The organism is Jiulongibacter sp. NS-SX5, assembly GCF_052828545.1.
This window is the reverse complement of record NZ_CM128248.1, coordinates 1104879-1122287: the sequence shown is the minus strand read 5'-3', so window position 1 is coordinate 1122287 and position 17409 is coordinate 1104879. Positions and strand designations below refer to the sequence as shown.

16 protein-coding genes are annotated in these 17409 nt (G+C 40.7%); 9 read left to right on the top strand and 7 right to left on the bottom strand.

The annotated features are described in order from the left end of the window. Position 1: 1 nt before the first annotated feature. From ACUXV0_RS05115 to ACUXV0_RS05090, 6 genes are all read left to right on the top strand, one after another. Positions 2–622 carry an HAD family hydrolase gene (locus ACUXV0_RS05115; RefSeq protein ID WP_446191991.1) on the top strand — a complete coding sequence of 207 codons (621 nt, stop codon included), beginning with the start codon at positions 2–4 and terminating at the stop codon, positions 620–622. Between the two features lie 9 nt (positions 623–631). Further along, on the top strand, positions 632–1765 hold the full coding sequence (locus tag ACUXV0_RS05110) for a site-2 protease family protein (protein ID WP_446191990.1): 1134 nt from the start codon (positions 632–634) through the stop codon (positions 1763–1765). Continuing rightward, positions 1765–2334: a 1-acyl-sn-glycerol-3-phosphate acyltransferase gene (locus tag ACUXV0_RS05105; RefSeq protein ID WP_446191989.1), complete on the top strand. Its 570-nt coding sequence runs from the start codon at positions 1765–1767 to the stop codon at positions 2332–2334. Before ACUXV0_RS05110 ends, ACUXV0_RS05105 begins: the two co-directional genes overlap by 1 nt. A 27-nt stretch (positions 2335–2361) precedes the next feature. Then, complete coding sequence (locus ACUXV0_RS05100) at positions 2362–3531, top strand: trans-sulfuration enzyme family protein (protein ID WP_446191988.1); 1170 nt, start codon at positions 2362–2364, stop codon at positions 3529–3531. A gap of 107 nt (positions 3532–3638) precedes the next feature. Beyond that, entirely contained in the window at positions 3639–4061 is a 423-nt protein-coding gene (locus ACUXV0_RS05095) for an OsmC family protein (protein ID WP_446191987.1), read from the top strand. Positions 4062–4098: 37 nt separating this feature from the next. After that, the gene (locus ACUXV0_RS05090; protein WP_446191986.1) at positions 4099–4893 is read left to right on the top strand and encodes a thymidylate synthase; all 795 of its coding nucleotides are present in this window, start codon (positions 4099–4101) and stop codon (positions 4891–4893) included. Here ACUXV0_RS05090 and ACUXV0_RS05085 read toward each other — a convergent pair. From ACUXV0_RS05085 to ACUXV0_RS05065, 5 genes are all read right to left on the bottom strand, one after another. Then, the gene (locus ACUXV0_RS05085; protein WP_446191985.1) at positions 4890–5294 is read right to left on the bottom strand and encodes a tellurite resistance TerB family protein; all 405 of its coding nucleotides are present in this window, start codon (positions 5292–5294) and stop codon (positions 4890–4892) included. The two genes, ACUXV0_RS05090 and ACUXV0_RS05085, sit on opposite strands and share 4 nt — an antisense overlap. Positions 5295–5375: 81 nt before the next feature. Beyond that, positions 5376–5834, bottom strand: coding sequence for a 2-amino-4-hydroxy-6-hydroxymethyldihydropteridine diphosphokinase (gene folK / locus ACUXV0_RS05080; protein ID WP_446191984.1), 459 nt, complete (start codon positions 5832–5834; stop codon positions 5376–5378). Further along, entirely contained in the window at positions 5835–6575 is a 741-nt protein-coding gene (locus ACUXV0_RS05075) for a geranylgeranylglyceryl/heptaprenylglyceryl phosphate synthase (protein ID WP_446191983.1), read from the bottom strand. It abuts the gene before it with no gap. After that, positions 6568–6879, bottom strand: coding sequence for a hypothetical protein (locus tag ACUXV0_RS05070; protein WP_446191982.1), 312 nt, complete (start codon positions 6877–6879; stop codon positions 6568–6570). The genes ACUXV0_RS05075 and ACUXV0_RS05070 overlap by 8 nt, the downstream gene beginning before the upstream one ends. 52 nt (positions 6880–6931) lie before the next feature. Beyond that, positions 6932–8833: a RecQ family ATP-dependent DNA helicase gene (locus ACUXV0_RS05065; protein ID WP_446191981.1), complete on the bottom strand. Its 1902-nt coding sequence runs from the start codon at positions 8831–8833 to the stop codon at positions 6932–6934. 145 nt (positions 8834–8978) lie between these two features. Here ACUXV0_RS05065 and ACUXV0_RS05060 point away from each other — a divergent pair, with 145 nt between their 5' ends. Further along, positions 8979–11660, top strand: a complete 2682-nt coding sequence (locus ACUXV0_RS05060) for a T9SS type A sorting domain-containing protein (RefSeq protein WP_446191980.1) — start codon at positions 8979–8981, stop codon at positions 11658–11660. 54 nt (positions 11661–11714) lie between these two features. Here ACUXV0_RS05060 and ACUXV0_RS05055 read toward each other — a convergent pair whose 3' ends face one another. Beyond that, positions 11715–13091, bottom strand: coding sequence for an MATE family efflux transporter (locus tag ACUXV0_RS05055; RefSeq protein ID WP_446191979.1), 1377 nt, complete (start codon positions 13089–13091; stop codon positions 11715–11717). A gap of 220 nt (positions 13092–13311) precedes the next feature. Between ACUXV0_RS05055 and nhaC the strand changes: the two genes are divergently transcribed. Together nhaC and ACUXV0_RS05045 are read left to right on the top strand one after the other, a co-directional pair. Continuing rightward, on the top strand, positions 13312–14760 hold the full coding sequence (gene nhaC / locus ACUXV0_RS05050; RefSeq protein ID WP_446191978.1) for a Na+/H+ antiporter NhaC: 1449 nt from the start codon (positions 13312–13314) through the stop codon (positions 14758–14760). A 3-nt stretch (positions 14761–14763) separates the two neighbouring features. Then, positions 14764–16437, top strand: a complete 1674-nt coding sequence (locus tag ACUXV0_RS05045; RefSeq protein WP_446191977.1) for a PHP domain-containing protein — start codon at positions 14764–14766, stop codon at positions 16435–16437. Here the strand turns inward: ACUXV0_RS05045 and ACUXV0_RS05040 are convergent. Next, positions 16434–17405 (bottom strand): AAA family ATPase, encoded by a 972-nt coding sequence (locus ACUXV0_RS05040; protein WP_446191976.1) that lies wholly within the window; start codon positions 17403–17405, stop codon positions 16434–16436. The genes ACUXV0_RS05045 and ACUXV0_RS05040 overlap by 4 nt on opposite strands. Between the last annotated feature and the right edge of the window lie 4 nt (positions 17406–17409).

The window sequence follows — 17409 nt, the reverse complement described above, 5'->3', positions numbered from 1 at the left end:
CATGAGCAACTACAAAGCAATTTTACTTGACTTCGGTAATGTCATTATAAATATCAATCCGGAGTTAACCACGAAGGCATTTGCTGAAATTAGCGGTAAATCTGAACAGAGAATAGCTCAAAAGCTTATTGATAGTCAGCTATTCAGACGTTATGAGTCTGGTATGTTTGATGACGATGAGTTTCGGGAGATTGTTCGTCAGACCATCGGTTACCCCTTCAGCGATGAGGAGGTAGACCGTGCTTGGAATAGCCTTCTTTTGGATATCCCAAACAAGCGAGTTGAACTTCTGATTGAGCTGAAAGGAAGGTTTCCTTTGTTTTTGCTGAGCAATACGAATCACATTCATATTCAGGCGTCAAATAAAATTCTTCAAAAACGTCACGGTATAAGCACGCTGGATTCCCTTTTCAATAAAGCTTTTTACAGCTATGAAATGGGCTTATGGAAACCGGATGAAGACATTTACAAACAGGTGATTCGTGAAACAGGTTTTGCTGCTGAAGATATTCTGTTTATTGATGATAACGAGTTGAATATCAAGTCGGCTAGTTCATTGGGCTTTCAAACCATTCATCATCACCCAGAGGAAAAAGATCTATCCGACTACTTCGATTTTTAATTTAAGGTTTTGAAGAAAAACAAAACACTTCTTATTCATTTAGGGCTTTTTATAGCTACGGTTATTGCTACCACGCTTACCGGAATGGAATGGGTAGCGGGTAAAAGTATACTTGTTGATGGTTTAGATCTTGATGGTCTTCTAAAAGGATTTCAATGGTATACTTTGCCATTTTTAGGCTTTCTAACTGTTCATGAGTTTGGTCACTATTTTGTGGCGAGAGCCAAAAAGATCAATGTAACTTTACCGTATTATATACCATTCTGGTTCGGAATCATCAGCAGTTTCGGTACCATGGGAGCTTTTATCAGAATCAAAGATCAGATAAAAGATCGTCTCGGTTATTTTGATGTAGGTATAGCTGGTCCATTAGTTGGTTTCGTAGTTGCTCTTGGAGTGCTCATTTATGGCTATGCCAATTTACCGGGTCATGAGTTTGTCTTTGACATTCACCCCGAGTATGCTCAGTACGGAGCAGAATATGGTCAATATGCCTATGAAGGGCGAGATGATATTTTAGCCTTCAGATTGGGAGATAGCCTGCTTTCAGGCTGGATAGCCGACTACTTTGCAGATAGCTCTTTGTTACCACACCCTAATGAGTTGGCTCATTATCCCTTTATTTTGGCCGGTTTTCTTGGCTTATTTTTTACGGCTTTAAATCTTATGCCAATTGGTCAGCTAGATGGCGGCCATATTTTGTTCGCTCTTATTGGTGAAAAACGGTTTAATCAGGTTTCGCCGGTCTTGTTTACCATTTTTGTATTTTATGCTGGTTTAGGTTTTTATACCATAGATGAATTGAACCAGTCTATATTTGAAGAGGGCTATGAAGCAGTACTCTACTTTGGACTCTATATTTATTTCATTCAGCTGTGCTTCAGCAAAATAAGTAAGAACCGACAAACGAACTGGATATTGACACTCGTCGTGGTTTTGGTTCAATTACTAACCACAAAGGTATTTCCAGGTGTGGAGGGCTACAGCGGCTTTTTGGCTTTTGCCTTTTTATTGGGAAGAATTTTAGGTGTTTATCACCCTCCGGTGCAAAATAATCAACCATTGGGACTTGGTAGAATCATCCTGGGCTGGCTTAGTCTGTTGATTTTTGTACTTTGCTTTAGTCCTTATCCTTTCTTCTAATGAGTGCAATATTCCGCTTTTTCTTTAAAGTCTTTGGCTGGAAAGTCGTAGGCACGGTACCTACTGAGGTAAAGAAAGCGGTGATTGCGGTGTGCCCTCACACCAAATGGCAAGACTTTTTTGTGGGACTAGGTGCACGGGCTGAACTGAGAAGGACAATAGGCTATTTGGGTAAAGAAGAATTGTTCAAGCCTCCTTTCGGCTTTATCTTCAAGTCTTTAGGAGGAACTCCGGTGGTTCGTCATAAGAACATGAATTTGGTGCAAAGTTATATTGAAGCCATTCAAAAGGCTGATGATATGCTGTTTGCTCTCGCACCTGAAGGTACTCGCAAGAACGTAGAAAAACTAAAATCGGGTTTCTATTACATGGCTCACGGAGGAGGTATTCCGATTATCCCCGTGGCTTTTAATTTTGAGAAAAAGCAAGTGATACTTGGTGATCCTTTTTCACCAACTGGTAACTTTGCAGCCGATATGCAGCAGTGGTTTGTGCCTTTCTTTCAGCGATACGCAAATGTTGAGAAAGATTGGATTAAGAATTACGCTGACAATAAATCTAAACAGTAGCGTAGGGGAGGCCTTACATTTTAAGAAATGAAGGAAACAACAAAGGCAATTCGGATTCAGACGGACAGAAGCCAGCATAATGAGCATTCTACTCCGTTATTCCTGACCAGCAGTTTTACATTTGATGATGCAGGACAGGGACAGGCACTTTTTAATAACGAAATTGAAGGAAATATCTATTCCAGATATTCCAATCCTTCGGTTCAGGAGTTCATTGACAAGGTGTGCATGTATGAACGCATGGAGGCCGGTTTTGCCACTGCCTCTGGTATGGCTGCTGTATTTGCAGGTTTTGCAGGTCATTTACAGTCTGGAGATCACCTGGTAGCCAGTAATGCCCTTTTTGGCTCTGCACATCAGATCATTACTCAAATTCTGCCTAAGTGGGGGATTGAATACACGTATCTGGAGTCAGACGCTCCGGAGGAAGAATGGGATGCGGCTGTAAAGCCTAACACTAAAATGGTTTATTTGGAAACGCCGTCAAATCCGGGTTTGGCCTTAGTTGATCTTGAAATGGTAGGTCGTGTAGCCAAGAAGCATGATTTGATTTATTACGTAGATAATTGTTTTGCTACGCCTGTTATTCAGAAGCCGGGAGATTTCGGAGCCAATCTGATTGTCCATTCTGCAACCAAATTTATGGATGGGCAGGGTAGAGTACTCGGAGGAGTGATCTGTGGTACAGAAGAGATCATGGAACCAATCGTATTTTTCTGTCGTCACACAGGGCCTGCTATGTCACCGTTTAATGCTTGGGTTCTTTCTAAAAGCCTTGAAACGCTAAACCTTAGAGTAGATAAGCACTGCGAAAATGCTCTAAAACTAGCTCAGTCTTTGGAAGGATTAGATGGTATCAAAACTGTGAATTATCCATTCCTGGATTCTCATCCTCAAGTGGCTTTGGCCAAAAAGCAGATGAATAGTGGAGGAGCTCTGGTTACTTTTGATTTGGAAGGTGGTTTTGAAAGAATTGTGCGTTTTACGCAATTATTGAAGATTCCTTCAAAGACTTCTAATTTAGGTGATAGCAGGACAACGATCACCAACCCTAATACCACCACGCATTCTAAAGTGGCTCAGGAGCTGAAAGATAAACTTGGAATTACAGAAGGGCTGATGAGGGTTTCTGTTGGTCTGGAAGATATCGATGACCTGATTGCCGATTTTAAACAGGCGATTGAGGGCTCGAAATAAGAGAAAGACGAATTAAAATTGAACACTTTTTTTTCGAATCTCGAGGAAAAACAAAGCGATGGAAGTGAATATTCTATTGTAAGGTGTTCAGATCATAAAGTAGTACAATGAAAGTAGTTTTAAAAAGGGAAGATGACGCTTTTCACTTTACGGGAAAAGGTTCTTCAGACGTTTTAACACATATTGATGCCTCTGAGAAAGTAGGCGGCCACAATCTCGGCAATAGACCTATGGAGCTTCTTCTGATGGGGCTTGGAGGCTGTGCCTCTATTGATGTGGTTTTGATACTTCAAAAACAAAAACAGGTTATAGAGGACTATCGTGTCGTCATTGACGGTGACAGAGAAACCATTGAGGGTACACAAATGAGTCCTTTCAGAAAAATCAATCTGCATTTTGAAATCAAAGGACAGGTAGATCCCAAAAAACTTGAGAGAGCCATTAAGCTTTCAATGGATAAGTACTGTTCTGCCACTGCTCAGTTACGAGACTCTGCAGAGATCACTCATTCTTATGAGATAATAGGCTAGTTTGCTATCTTAGATCAATAGTTTTTTATTTACCAAGATGAAACAATACCTCGACCTACTTCAACATATTCTTGATCATGGAGCACAAAAGGGAGACCGTACGGGTACGGGAACCAGGAGTGTTTTCGGATATCAGATGAGGTTTAATTTGGAAGAGGGTTTTCCGTTGGTCACTACCAAGAAGATTCACCTTCCATCGGTAATACATGAGCTTTTGTGGTTTATCAAGGGTGATACCAATATCAAATATCTGACCGAGAATAAGGTTAGGATCTGGAATGAATGGGCGGATGAAAACGGTGATTTGGGCCCCGTCTATGGTAAACAATGGAGGAATTGGCCAACACCAAGTGGTGAAAGTATTGACCAATTAAAAACGGTGATAAGCCAAATCAAAAACTCTCCGGAGTCCAGGAGGATAATTGTTTCTGCCTGGAATGTGGGAGAATTATCTGAAATGGCCCTGATGCCTTGTCATGCTCTATTTCAATTTTACGTAGCCGATGGCAAATTGAGCTGTCAGCTATATCAAAGAAGTGCAGATGTGTTTTTGGGAGTGCCTTTTAATATTGCTTCGTATGCCTTACTAACGCATATGATTGCTCAGGAATGTGAGCTTGGAGTTGGCGATTTCGTTTGGACGGGCGGAGATACGCATATCTACTCTAATCACATGGAACAGGTGAATATGCAGCTACAAAGAACACCGAAACCGCTTCCTAAGCTTGTACTCAATCCTGAGGTGAAATCAGTTTTTGATTTTACCTATGAAGACATCAAAGTAGAGGGCTATGACCCACATCCTCTCATCAAAGCCCCTGTAGCTGTTTAAGGTCTCAAGAGTTGACCTAGTTTTTTAAGGAAGGTTTGCTCCGCCTTATTTATGCCGTGAAACTCTTCTGCTATTTGTTCGGCAGTTTCATAAATGAGTTGCTTTTTTTGTTTATCCAGAAGACGAGGATGCTCCGCAATGTACTCTTCGAGCTCTTGTAGCGTATTTAGTTCCTCAAAATCGTTTTCTTCCAACCAGTTAAATACAATTTCTATTTGAAAGGCTGTATCAGTCTCAAATTCGTCATAAGTGTCTTCTAAGGGAATCCAGTTCTTTTCAACAAACTCTTTAAGTCTTTGAAGTTCAGTTTCTCTAACTTCACCATCTACTTTGGCAACACCGTAAAATACTTTGCCAAGCATCTGATAAAAGCCCATCATTGTTTCATTTCCAGGTTTCATAACTCTTTTATTTATGAGATAAACCTAGAAAAAAAGAATCCCCCAAACCTTGGCGAGAGGCAGGGGGATTTCTGTTTGATGTCATGTTTTCAAGGAGTTCAATAGCATTTGATTAGAAATTTGGATTATTGGGTGAACAAACTGAGGAGCTATTTCGGTCAAAGGTTTTAAAACGAAATCTCTATGTTGAATGAAAGGATGAGGGATAATGAGGTCTGGGGTGTCAAAATGCCAATCATTGAAATAGAGCACATCAATGTCAATAAGTCGGCTACCCCATTTTTGCAATCTCTTCCTACCGATTTGATCCTCAATGGACAAGGCAAGGCGTATGACCTCTAATGGCCATAATTTGGTGTTTACTTGAATAACCTGATTGAGATAGTCTGGTTGGTCGGTAATACCCCAGGCTTTAGTTTCAATAATTGAAGAACATTTAACTATTTCCCCGATCTCTTTTTCGATGGATTCTCGGGCGTTCTGAAGTGCTAGTTCACGATTGTCGAGATTTGAGCCTAAAGCTAAAAAAACAGTATTCATTTATTGAAATGCAGGTTCGGAGGCTATTTTGGCGACCTCAGAGATAAACTGAGGTGATTTTTCAATAGCATTACCTATCACAATTAAGTCAGCTCCCGCTTCATAGGCCATCTCGGCTTTACTAGCAGTGTTGATTCCTCCACCTACTATCAAAGGAATATCAATTTGACTTTTCACCTGTCGGATAAGATTTGCCGGCACGGAAGACTCTGCTCCACTTCCTGCATCGAGGTAAATAAGTTGGTTTCCCATTAACTCACCTGCTACAGCTGTTGCTACCGCAATATCTGGTTTATCTCGCGGTATAGGAGTCGTATTACTGATATAAGAGGCAGTGGTAGGTTTCCCTCCGTCAATAAGCATATAGCCGGTAGGTAATATTTCTAATCCTGATCTTTTAAGGTTCATGGCGGCGTTTACATGCTGACCAATCAAATACTCAGGGTTTCTACCAGAAATTAAGGACAATAAAAGTATGGCGTCCGCATCATAGCTGATGTATTGGGCATTGCCTGGAAATAAAACAGTAGGTATTGACTTGACCTCCTTCAGCTTTTGAACCACCATCTCCAGACTATCGGAACTAATAAGACTACCGCCCACAAAGAAAAAGTCAGCCTTTGCTTCTAAAGAAAGTAGAATCAGCTCATCTAAATGCGTCTCTGATGCTTTATCAGGATCGATTAGAACAGCAAGCCCACGCTTTTTTAGATTCTGTATGTGACCGAGAATTTTATTCATTCTCTTCGTTCATCGATTCCAAATAGTCTGTCAGTTTTTGCTTGGCCAAGGCCAAAAGAACAGATGTAGCTGCACCTCTGAATGCTGAGGCAAAAATTGAATCACCAGGCTCTATTTTCTCTTCACTTCCTTGCTCTTCATCATCCACAAAAAGTCGACTGAGAGCGAAGCCAGCAGTAATTATTCCACCAATTATTAGGGCGTCCTTTCCAAGTAATTTGAAATCAGAGGCCTTTTCCTTTAGGTCATCGGTAAAATCGTTGATCTGCTTATTGAGTGCTATTTTTTTTTCTGTCCTGTTCAAGATTTAGTCCTTAATGTGTATTAGCAAAAGTAACGAAAAACAAACGAAAGCCTTACTGTAGTGAAGGAGCAATCATCAATTTTCCATCAGATAAGACCCAAATTCCCTGATCTACATAGAAATGTACAATTTCTTCCAATGGGATTTTCGTAACTGCTTTTGACTCCAATTCTGTCAATGACATTGGTAACAGTTTTTCTATGGTTGTTCCTTCAGCTTTAATTTCTTTCTCTTTTTCTGCCCTTTTGATTCTTTGTTTACAATTATCACAGATACCGCAATCTTCGGCATTCTCTTCTCCAAAGAAGTTTTGAAGCTGTGCCATTCTACAGCGTCTGGTGCTTTGAACAAAGCCAATCATCTGTTCTAAAGCTTTAAGGTCTGTGGCCTTTTTTACCTTCATTTCATGGTGACTTAGAGGTAGTTTTTGTGCATCAAATCTATTACCTAAAAAACTAATGGCGGGTTTGCTAAGCTGTCTTTTATAATTGACAATCTTTAACTCATGAAGACGGTTAAGTAGTTTTGTAACCGTAGGCTGTGGAGTTCTGTGTGCACGGGCTATCTCTGCCTCTGAAATAACACAATGCTCGGAGAAGAGCTCACCTCCGTAAATCCTCAACAAGGTCTTGGTAAAAGCATCCAAGGAATCATTTTTTAACTGCCATTTGTATAAATCTTGGTTACCTACCTCAATTTTCAAAGTGGAGGGTGCCAAATAACTATCAGATAATTCTATAATTTCCTGACTCTCCAGCAGCTTTAAAGCGTAGTGAGTAGGGATGGCCTTCATACCAAAAACTGTGATGAAATCATGAAGGTCAAACTCAAAGCGTTCTGCAGGTGTAGCACCGTAAGCAAGTTTATAATAATTACACAGTGATTGATATGTTTTGGAGAGTACCTCAAATGTTGGGAATCGTTGTTCCAGTTGACTTTTTAACTGATCAATGTCTACCTGATTATAAAACAGGAATACTTCAGAATGCTTTCCGTCTCTTCCGGCCCTTCCTATTTCCTGATAATAGGCCTCCATGTTGTCTGGTATATGCAGGTGAAAAACGTATCGAACGTCCGATTTGTCAATTCCCATACCAAAGGCATTTGTGGAGACAATGACCCTTGTTTCATTATTAATCCAAGAGTCTTGTTTGGCAGAACGCTGCTCATTGCTCAGACCTGCATGGTAAAAATCTGCACTAATCTTACATTTTACGAGAAACTGTGCAATTTCCTGAGTTTGCTTTCTGGTTTTCACATAAACAATCGCCGACTCCTTAGAACGAGATAATATCTGAGCCAGATGTCTGGCTTTTGTAGCACTTTCGTAACAGTGAACTCCTAGATTTGTTCTTTTGAAGCTCATTTTTAGAAGCTTCGGGGTCTTCATTTCCAGCTGTTTCAGAATGTCTTTTTGCGTAATGGAAGTTGCTGTAGCTGTCAGAGCTATCATGGAGGCTTTGGGGCAATACTGCTTAAACTCTTTGATTCTTAAATAACCAGGTCTAAAATCGTGTCCCCATTTTGAAATGCAATGAGCCTCATCAATCACCAGAAAACGGACATTCATTCTTTTTGTCCTTTCTATCATCATCTCAGTCAGAAGTCGTTCAGGAGAAACGTAGAGAAATTTATAATCTCCGAGAACGAAATTATCCAGCGTACGGTCAATGGCCGAATGGTGCATTCCCGAATAAATGGCTGCTGCTTTTATACCTCTTTCACGTAATTGTTTCACCTGATCTTTCATCAGGGCTATTAAAGGCGTTATGATGATACTTACACCTTCTTCAAGTAAGCCAGGTACTTGAAAGCAAATAGATTTGCCACCTCCGGTAGGCATCAGTGCCAGCACATCCTGCCCATTTAATGCTGTTTCAATAATTTCCTCCTGAAGAGGCCTGAAACTTTTGTATCCCCAATATTTCTCAAGAATTTCTACTGTCTGGAGCATACCTTTTGGTCAGATCTTCCGTATGTGTTAAGAGATAGGTGACTATTTATTGTTTTGCGAGTGAAGAAAAATAGGTAATAACATCTATATTTACCCATAAACCTAAACCCCGATAGGGATAACTAAAACCTGTATTGCAAATATTATGAAAAGAATATTACTCTTTGCATTGGTCTTTTCTTTTTCAATCAATTTGATGGCTCAGGATGATTTGAGGAAAAGAGGATATCAGTATAAGACTGAATTTAAGGAAGGGATTGAAGTCGTTTGTCCCGCCAGTCATATTGATGAGCATACCTATAGAGGGATGGCTCCGGAGATTGAGAATGCTTTGCAAAAGAGAAAAAGTCTGAGAGGGGTCAAGGCTACTAATGCTGCCAGGTTTAATGTGGTTTATGATCCTGATATGCCGGAGGTAGCACAGGAGTCGTTTCAACGTGCCGTAGATATCTGGGCTGAAATTCTTAACTCTCCCGTAGAGATAAACGTGGTGGCACTCTGGGAAGAACTTGGTCCTAATGTTTTGGGTTCAGCAGGTCCCGGAACTTATTATCGTAATTTTTCGGGTGCCAAGAAAGTCAATACCTGGTATCCTATTGCGTTAGCAGAGAAAATGGCGGGTGAAGATCTGAATTCACCAGATGATGTGGACATCGTAGCACGTTTCAGTGCTGATCAAAACTGGTATTACGGTACTACAGGTACACCGGCTGTTGGTCAATTTGACTTTACGTCAGTTGTACTGCATGAGCTTTGTCATGGTTTGGGTTTTGTAGGCTCCTTGAATGTAGAAGGAACACAGGGTAGTTATGGTTTGGGAACAATTTTTCCGGATGTATTTGATACCTACGTTATCAATGAAAAAGATGAATATGTAACAGATACTACGCTATTTCCGAATCCTTCAAATGCATTGCGTAATGAATTAATTTCTGAAAATCTATTCTTTGACTCTCCTTTGGCAATTGCTGCCAATGGTGGTGAGAAAGTGCAACTATATGCTCCGACAATCTTCGATTCGGGTTCAAGTATTTCTCACCTAGATGATGATAAATATCCGGCTGGAACTGAAAACTCTCTAATGACGCCTTCTGCGGGTTTAAGAGAGATTAATTATGACCCAGGTCCAGTGACTATTCAGATGATGAATGAGATGGGCTGGAGAAATACATCTATTATTCATGAATCATTGAAGGATTTTGTTTCAGCTACTGAAATAGAAATCACAGCAAGAATAATTAGTGATACTACAATTAAAGAGGAAACGGCCTTTTTAAACTACGTTCTTTTAGATGCCACCACCGCTACAGTAGAAGACTTAGATGCAGGTTTGGCAAACCCTCAGCAGGTTCAGCTAGTAAGAACGCCCGGAACTGATGAGTTCAAAGCTATTTTACCAATGGATCCTTCCATTGAGCAATCTGTAATCGGATATTTCCTTACAGTAACTGATAACGATGGCGTGGAGTCGGTAAGTCCGGTTTCAATGCCTGATTCTCCTTATTTGTTCTTTGTGGGTACGCCAGATCAATGGGGGCCTACTATCGAGTATTTCCCTCCTACTATTTTAAGATCAGGAGTGCCGATTAGCTTCATTGCGAATGTAGAAGATGATTATCAGGAAGGAGTTGATACGGTATATGTAGAGTATTCAGTCAATGGTGTTCCTCAAAGTCCGTTTGGATTGAGAAGGTATGATCCGGCGGTAGATACTAGCTTCTCGCAAGGGTCGGCTGACGCCATAGCATGGTTTATTGAAGAGGGTATTCCACCGCTTAATGACAATGATATTGTCACCATGCAGGTTAAAGCGGTAGATGCCAGTAATAATGTAACCGTGATTCCAACCACAGCTGGAGGAACAAACGCTGATGACGTGCCAGTGGAGGACTTTTATACTTTTACCGCAACGTCATTATTAGAATCTGTTGAAGAGTACTATACTGATTTCAATGAACCAAATGAAGACTTCGCTGTAACCGGATTTGGAATTGATACACCAAACGGTTTCTCAGATGGTAACCTAAATACAGACAGTCCTTACAAAAACGGATTAGGACTTTATGATCCGGTTTCCGGTTTAACCTTTTTAGATTTTGATTATAACGCTATTGCACTCTTCAGAAGACCAATTATTCTTAAGAGTGATTCGGCTATCTTCAGTTGGGATGAGATTGTTTTGGTAGAACCAGGTGAAGAGGGATCGGCCTTTGGCGATAGTGATTTCTGGGATTTTGTAGTTGTAGAAATCTCTGCTGATGGTGGAGGTTCTTGGTTCGAGCTTATAGATGGTTATGACTCCAGAGAAGACGAATCATGGGAAGATTTATTTGTTTCTACCTTAAGCCCGGCCACCGCTTCAAACCCAACAAGTAATGGAGAAGGCTCACCAGCATTATTCAGAACTAGAGAGATCAACCTAAACGAGTTATTTACAGGCGATATAGGTGGAGCAGAGGTATTATTGAGATTTAGACTTTACGCCGATCAATGGGTAAAAGGCTGGGGATGGGCCATTGATAATCTAGCGATTCAAGTTCCAAAACCTGCTCCATTGTCTGCAGAGTCAGAGAAAGTTGCTTTGCAATTATCACCTAATCCTACTTCTGACTTTGTAAACATCAGAGCTGATTTTAATAATGTTAAGGCTGCTCAACTACAGATTATAGATCTACAAGGAGTTCAGATGATGACCGAAAGTCTTTCGGTAGAAAATAACAAGGTGGACAAAAGAGTAGACGTTCGTTCTTATAATCCGGGTACCTACTTGGTTAACATCAAATCGGATGAAGGTTTAAAAACCAAGAAGTTCGTGATTACGAAGTAATTCTCGATGTCCAGATAAGAAATAAAGCCTGCTCACTATAAGCAGGCTTTTTTATTAGACCTGTTTTCTTTGCCAACGATTGGTCCTGAAATAGATGACGGCCAGAATGGCCAAAACGGTTTCTGCAATTATAATAGAGAGAAAAACCCCGGTTTCTTGCCAACCTACTTTAATGGCCAAATAATAGGCCAGCGGGATTTCAATGACCCAAAAACAAATGATATTAAAGATGGTAGGAGGGAGGGTATCACCCGCTCCATTGATAGCCTGAGTAATGACCATCCCGATTCCGAATACAACATATCCGGCTGCCAGTATTTTGAGACATAGTACACCAGTTTCTACCACCTGTGGGGTAGGATCAAACCATCTAATGAAATCTTCAGCGAAAATGAAGAAAACAACCGCAATCAAAGCCAGAAAGACCATATTGAAAAACGATACGGTCCAGGCAGATTTTATAGCTCTTTCAGGTTTGCCTGCTCCCAGGTTTTGACCCACAAGAGTGGCCGCTGAATTAGCTAAACCCCATGAAGGCAATATGGTAAAGACAATTATTCTTAAAGCCACTGTGTAACCGGCAATTACCTCACTACCATATTCAGATAATATTCTGACAAGGAAAACCCAGCTTGCAGATTGAATCAGAAACTGTCCGGCTCCACCTGCACCTATCTTAACTATATTGGCCAGGATTTTCTTGACAGGTTTAAAATCAGGTAGTCTTAGCTGTAGTTTGCTCAATTTGATCAACACATACAATTGATAAAGTACGCCTACCGATCGCCCTATTAATGTTGCTAGTGCGGCACCTTTGATCCCCATTCCCAAGACAGGTACGAAAAGGTAATCAAGTCCAATATTCAAGATATTGGCGATAATAACGGAACGCATGGCTAATGAGGCAGAGCCTGCACCTCTCAGAGCCCCACTTAGTGTGAAAATCAGGATGATAACGGGAGAGCTGATAAACTGAATTTTGGTGTACCATTTGCCTTGGTTGACCAGTTCCGTGGATCCACCCATTAATTCCAGCACTCTTTCAGAATAAGTGTAACCCAAAATGGCGATTACCATGCCTAGGAATAAGGAAATTAAGATAACCTGTGCCAGAGCCAAGCCCCCGCCACGCTCATCTTTTTCGCCGATACGGCGAGCTACGATAGCCGTGGCTGCTCCACTTAAACCCCAGGCTAATGAATAAATTAAAGTAAGCACAGACTCCGTCAGTCCTACGGCAGCTACGCCTGTAGTACCAACATATCTGGCGACAAAGAATGCATCTGCCAAAGCAAATAAAGCTTCAAAGAACATCTCGATCACCATCGGGATGGACAAGAGTACAATTGCTCTGTTAATGCTTAAAGTGGTATAATCAGTGTTTTCGTCGCCTTTTAAGGCGGCTTTTATTAGTTCAATAAACTTCGTCATTGGAAATGATTGTTCTGCAGTGAGAGAAATAAACTTGCCGAGAAGAGCCCCTTAGGAACGGAGCTTACAAACAATCATTATTACCATGGTTTGAAAGAATTTTATGCGAAATAAGACAAAACTTTTGAATTCTGAGTGACTTCAGTTCAAATTTCTCAAAAATAAGGTCAACTTGAGGGATAATATTAACTTTGAGTTTACACTGTCAATAAACTTCTGAATGAACGACTCTAACGCTCCGAAAACCTCTATAAGCCTATTTGAATCCCTGATTCCAGTTGTTTTTCTTATTCTACTGCTCGCTTTTAATGTGTATGTTTTTGGAGACAATGCTTTATCCGGTTCTAACCAATTCGCACTCTTATTGGCAGGAGGAGTAGCCGCACTTATGGGGCTGCGAGAAAAGGTGACTTTAAAGACCATGATTAAAACGGTAGCAGGTAATATTGAGAGTACCTCCGGAGCAATATTGATTTTATTGTTTGTCGGGGCTTTATCGGGTACTTGGCTCATCAGTGGTATTATCCCTGCCATGATTTATTACGGTCTTGAGATACTGAGTCCAAGTATTTTTCTGCCAGCTACAGTTGTTATTTGTTCCATTATCTCCTTAGCTACAGGTAGTTCATGGACTACTTCTGCTACTGTAGGGATAGCTTTAATTGCCATTGGTAATTCCCTAGGTTTTAATCTGGGAATGGTTGCCGGGGCAGTACTTTCAGGAGCATATTTTGGAGATAAATTGTCTCCAATGTCAGATACTACAAATCTGGCTCCTGCTATGGCCGGCACAGACTTGTTTACACATATCAGGTATATGTTGTACACTACCATTCCTAGTGTGGTTTTGGCTATTATCATTTTTACAATTCTTGGCTTTGGTCAGAGTGCAGAGGGGGTGGTTGATACCTCTGTTATGCAGTCTGCCATTACAGAGTCTTTCAATATCAACGGTTGGTTATTTATCGTTCCCGTAGTGGTAATCACACTCATCGTTAGAAAAACAGAGCCTTTGGTGGCCTTGTTTATTGGTACTTTACTTGCTGCGGTTTTTGCCTTGATTTTTCAACCAGGCATTGTAGTCAGTGTAGGAGAGGGAGAGAAATTGGATTTTCCTACAGCTTACAAAGGACTGATGAACGCCATAACTGTACCTTCGTCAGTAGCTACTACCAATGCCGACCTAGCTGATTTATTCTCTTCTAAAGGAATGTCGGGGATGCTTAACACTATTTGGCTTATCTTATGTGCCATGACATTTGGAGGGTTTATGGAAGCCATAGGTGCTTTGCATAAAATTTCTGAAGCATTGCTGAAAGCCGCCAAGGGAGTTTTCGGACTATTTGCTAGTACGGTGGCGAGTTGTCTGACCTTAAATATTACCGCTTCTGATCAGTATTTGGCTATTGTTGTGCCCGGTAAAATGTTTAAGCAAGCTTATAAAGAGAAAGGTCTGGCACCTGAAAACCTGAGTAGAACATTAGAGGATAGCGGCACTGTAACCTCCGTTTTGGTCCCTTGGAATACCTGCGGGGCCTATCAATCGAACGTACTGGGTGTAGATGTTTTGACTTACCTCCCGTATGCTCTATTTAATTACATTTCTCCTTTTATGACCTTATTGTTTGCTGCGTTAAGCATCAAAATAAAAACCCTAACTGAAAAATAATCTATGAGCAACGCAGAGATTGCCGATATCATTGAGTTAACTGGTAAACTCCTCACCTTACATGATTTAGATGCCAATAGGGCTAAAGCTTTTGGTGGTATCTCTTTCAATATTGATCGATTAGAGACAGATTTGGCAGCAATGTCGGATGACGAAATTCTAAAAGTCAGAGGAATAGGTAAAAGCCTTTTGGCTACTATCAAAGAGATTTTAGAGAAGGGAAGCTCAGAAGAATTGGATAGCCTAATTGCACAAACTCCTGAGGGTGTCTTAGATATGTTTAAGGTCAAAGGTTTAGGTGCTTCCAAAATCAAACTCTTATGGCAGGAGTTGGGTATCGACAATCTAAATGATCTGAAGATTGCCTGTGAATCAGGTAAAATAGCAGAAGCCAAAGGCTTTGGAGAAAAAACGCAGGTCAAAATCCTTGATTCTATTGCTTTTATAAAGCAACAAAGCGGTAAGCTTAAAATGGATCAGGCGGCTGAAGTTTCTTTATTAGTAAGTGAAAAGCTCTCCTCACTTTTTGAGAAAGTTGAAGTAGTTGGTGCTATTACCAGAAAACTTGAAACAGTGGATAAGCTTTCCTTTCTTATAGAAGGAAGTTTCTCAAATAAATCAGTATTACCGGGAGAGTTTAAGGAGCTTATGAAGGTCTCTTCTCCATTTGTGTGGCGTGGAACCTATGAGGAGAATAAAATATTGATTGAGATTTTCTTTGTTGAGAAGGAGGTATTTGCACAGCAAAAGTTGTTATTAAATGGAGGAAGAGAACATTTCAATTACAGCAAGGATGGTCAATCATTCCATCACTTTGTAAAAACCAACATTTTTGATAGTTCAGAACAGTATTATAGCGGCTTTGGTGAGTCATATATAGTTCCTGAAATGAGGGAGGGCTTGGATGAGTTTGCCTGGTCAAAAGAGAATAGTAATGATGATCTTATCAGCTGGGATAAACTTAAAGGAAGTCTTCATAACCACTCCAAGTATTCTGACGGAAAGAACTCTTTAAAAGAAATGGCCGAAGCCTGCCGTGACTTAGGTTTGGATTATTTTGGGATAGCAGATCACTCACAAACAGCGGCTTATGCTAACGGTCTAATAGCAGGGAGAGTCGTACAGCAGCATGAAGAGATAGATCAATTAAATAAAGAGTTGGCTCCGTTTAAAATCTTGAAAGGTATAGAGTCTGATATCCTCAGTGATGGATCATTAGACTATGAAAAGGATATTTTAGCCAGTTTTGATTACGTTGTAGCATCGGTTCATGCTAATCTGGATATGACCGAAGAAAAGGCTAATGAGAGACTAATCAAGGCTATAGAGAATCCTTACACGACTATTTTAGGTCATCCTACAGGCCGACTTTTATTATCGAGAGCTGGTTACCCGATTGATCATAAGAAGATCATAGATGCCTGTGCAGCGAATAAGGTAGTAATGGAAATTAATGCCAGTCCGTATAGATTGGATATTGACTGGAGATGGATCCCTTATTGTCTTGAAAAAGGAGTGATGCTTTCCATAAATCCAGACGCACATAAAATAGAAGGATTCCAGGATATGCACTACGGGATTGCAGTTGCAAGAAAGGCTGGTTTGACCAAATCAATGGCTTTTAATGCCCTTAGCCTTCAAGAGATAGAAACCTATTTAAAGAGTGTTAAACCTTAGAGAAGGTCATTTATGATCTTCTCTATGTTCATCCCCTCTGCCTCGGCTTTGAAGTTACGAACCACCCTGTGACGTAGCACAGCAATTGCCACGGCTTTGACATCTTCAATGTCAGGTGAGTACTTGCCATTGATCAGAGCATTGCATTTAGCAGCCAGAATAAGGTTTTGAGATGCCCTTGGTCCTGCTCCCCAGTCCAAAAATTCGTTGGCTACTTTGCCCGCCATTTCGGAGTTAGGTCTGGTTTTATGTACAAGACCTACAGCATATTCAATGACATTATCTGCCACCGGTACACGTCTTACCAAATGTTGGAATTCAATGATCTCTTGAGCCCCTAAGACCTTATTGACTTTTTTCTTTTCATCATTTGTAGTCGCTTTTACGATGTCCAATTCTTGTTGAAAAGACGGATAATCCAGATTGACCATGAACATAAAACGGTCAAGCTGGGCCTCGGGTAGGGGATAAGTACCTTCTTGTTCTATTGGGTTTTGAGTCGCTAAAACAAAGAAAGGTTTTGAAAGTTGATGCTTCTCTCCGGCTACCGTAACTGCATACTCCTGCATACTTTCCAACAAAGCAGACTGCGTTTTAGGAGGTGTACGGTTGATTTCATCTGCCAAAATTATATTCGCAAAAACCGGCCCTTTTACAAATCTGAAGTTTCTTTCATTGTCTAAGGTTTCTGAACCCACAATATCACTTGGCATTAAATCCGGAGTAAACTGGATGCGATTAAAATCAAGATCTAGTGCATCTGCAATGGTCTGGATCAGCAAGGTTTTTGCCAGACCGGGAACACCAACCAACAGGCAATGACCCTGACAGAATATCGCTGTTAAGAGCAAACGTACGGTCTCGTCTTGCCCAACGATGACCTGGCCAATTTCCTTTCTAAGTTTTTCGTATGATGATTTTAAGGCGTCAGCCGCTTCTACGTCAGATTTAAATGCTGTGTTACTCATTTAA

Excerpts from the sequence above, each read along its gene's own strand:
- ACUXV0_RS05115 (WP_446191991.1), top strand. The coding sequence starts at position 2 with ATGAGCAACTACAAAGCAATTTTACTTGACTTCGGTAATGTCATTATA.
- ACUXV0_RS05105 (WP_446191989.1), top strand. The coding sequence starts at position 1,765 with ATGAGTGCAATATTCCGCTTTTTCTTTAAAGTCTTTGGCTGGAAAGTC.
- ACUXV0_RS05100 (WP_446191988.1), top strand. The coding sequence starts at position 2,362 with ATGAAGGAAACAACAAAGGCAATTCGGATTCAGACGGACAGAAGCCAG.
- ACUXV0_RS05095 (WP_446191987.1), top strand. The coding sequence starts at position 3,639 with ATGAAAGTAGTTTTAAAAAGGGAAGATGACGCTTTTCACTTTACGGGA.
- ACUXV0_RS05090 (WP_446191986.1), top strand. The coding sequence starts at position 4,099 with ATGAAACAATACCTCGACCTACTTCAACATATTCTTGATCATGGAGCA.
- ACUXV0_RS05085 (WP_446191985.1), bottom strand. The coding sequence starts at position 5,294 with ATGAAACCTGGAAATGAAACAATGATGGGCTTTTATCAGATGCTTGGC.
- folK (WP_446191984.1), bottom strand. The coding sequence starts at position 5,834 with ATGAATACTGTTTTTTTAGCTTTAGGCTCAAATCTCGACAATCGTGAA.
- ACUXV0_RS05075 (WP_446191983.1), bottom strand. The coding sequence starts at position 6,575 with ATGAATAAAATTCTCGGTCACATACAGAATCTAAAAAAGCGTGGGCTT.
- ACUXV0_RS05065 (WP_446191981.1), bottom strand. The coding sequence starts at position 8,833 with ATGCTCCAGACAGTAGAAATTCTTGAGAAATATTGGGGATACAAAAGT.
- ACUXV0_RS05060 (WP_446191980.1), top strand. The coding sequence starts at position 8,979 with ATGAAAAGAATATTACTCTTTGCATTGGTCTTTTCTTTTTCAATCAAT.
- ACUXV0_RS05055 (WP_446191979.1), bottom strand. The coding sequence starts at position 13,091 with ATGACGAAGTTTATTGAACTAATAAAAGCCGCCTTAAAAGGCGACGAA.
- nhaC (WP_446191978.1), top strand. The coding sequence starts at position 13,312 with ATGAACGACTCTAACGCTCCGAAAACCTCTATAAGCCTATTTGAATCC.
- ACUXV0_RS05045 (WP_446191977.1), top strand. The coding sequence starts at position 14,764 with ATGAGCAACGCAGAGATTGCCGATATCATTGAGTTAACTGGTAAACTC.
- ACUXV0_RS05040 (WP_446191976.1), bottom strand. The coding sequence starts at position 17,405 with ATGAGTAACACAGCATTTAAATCTGACGTAGAAGCGGCTGACGCCTTA.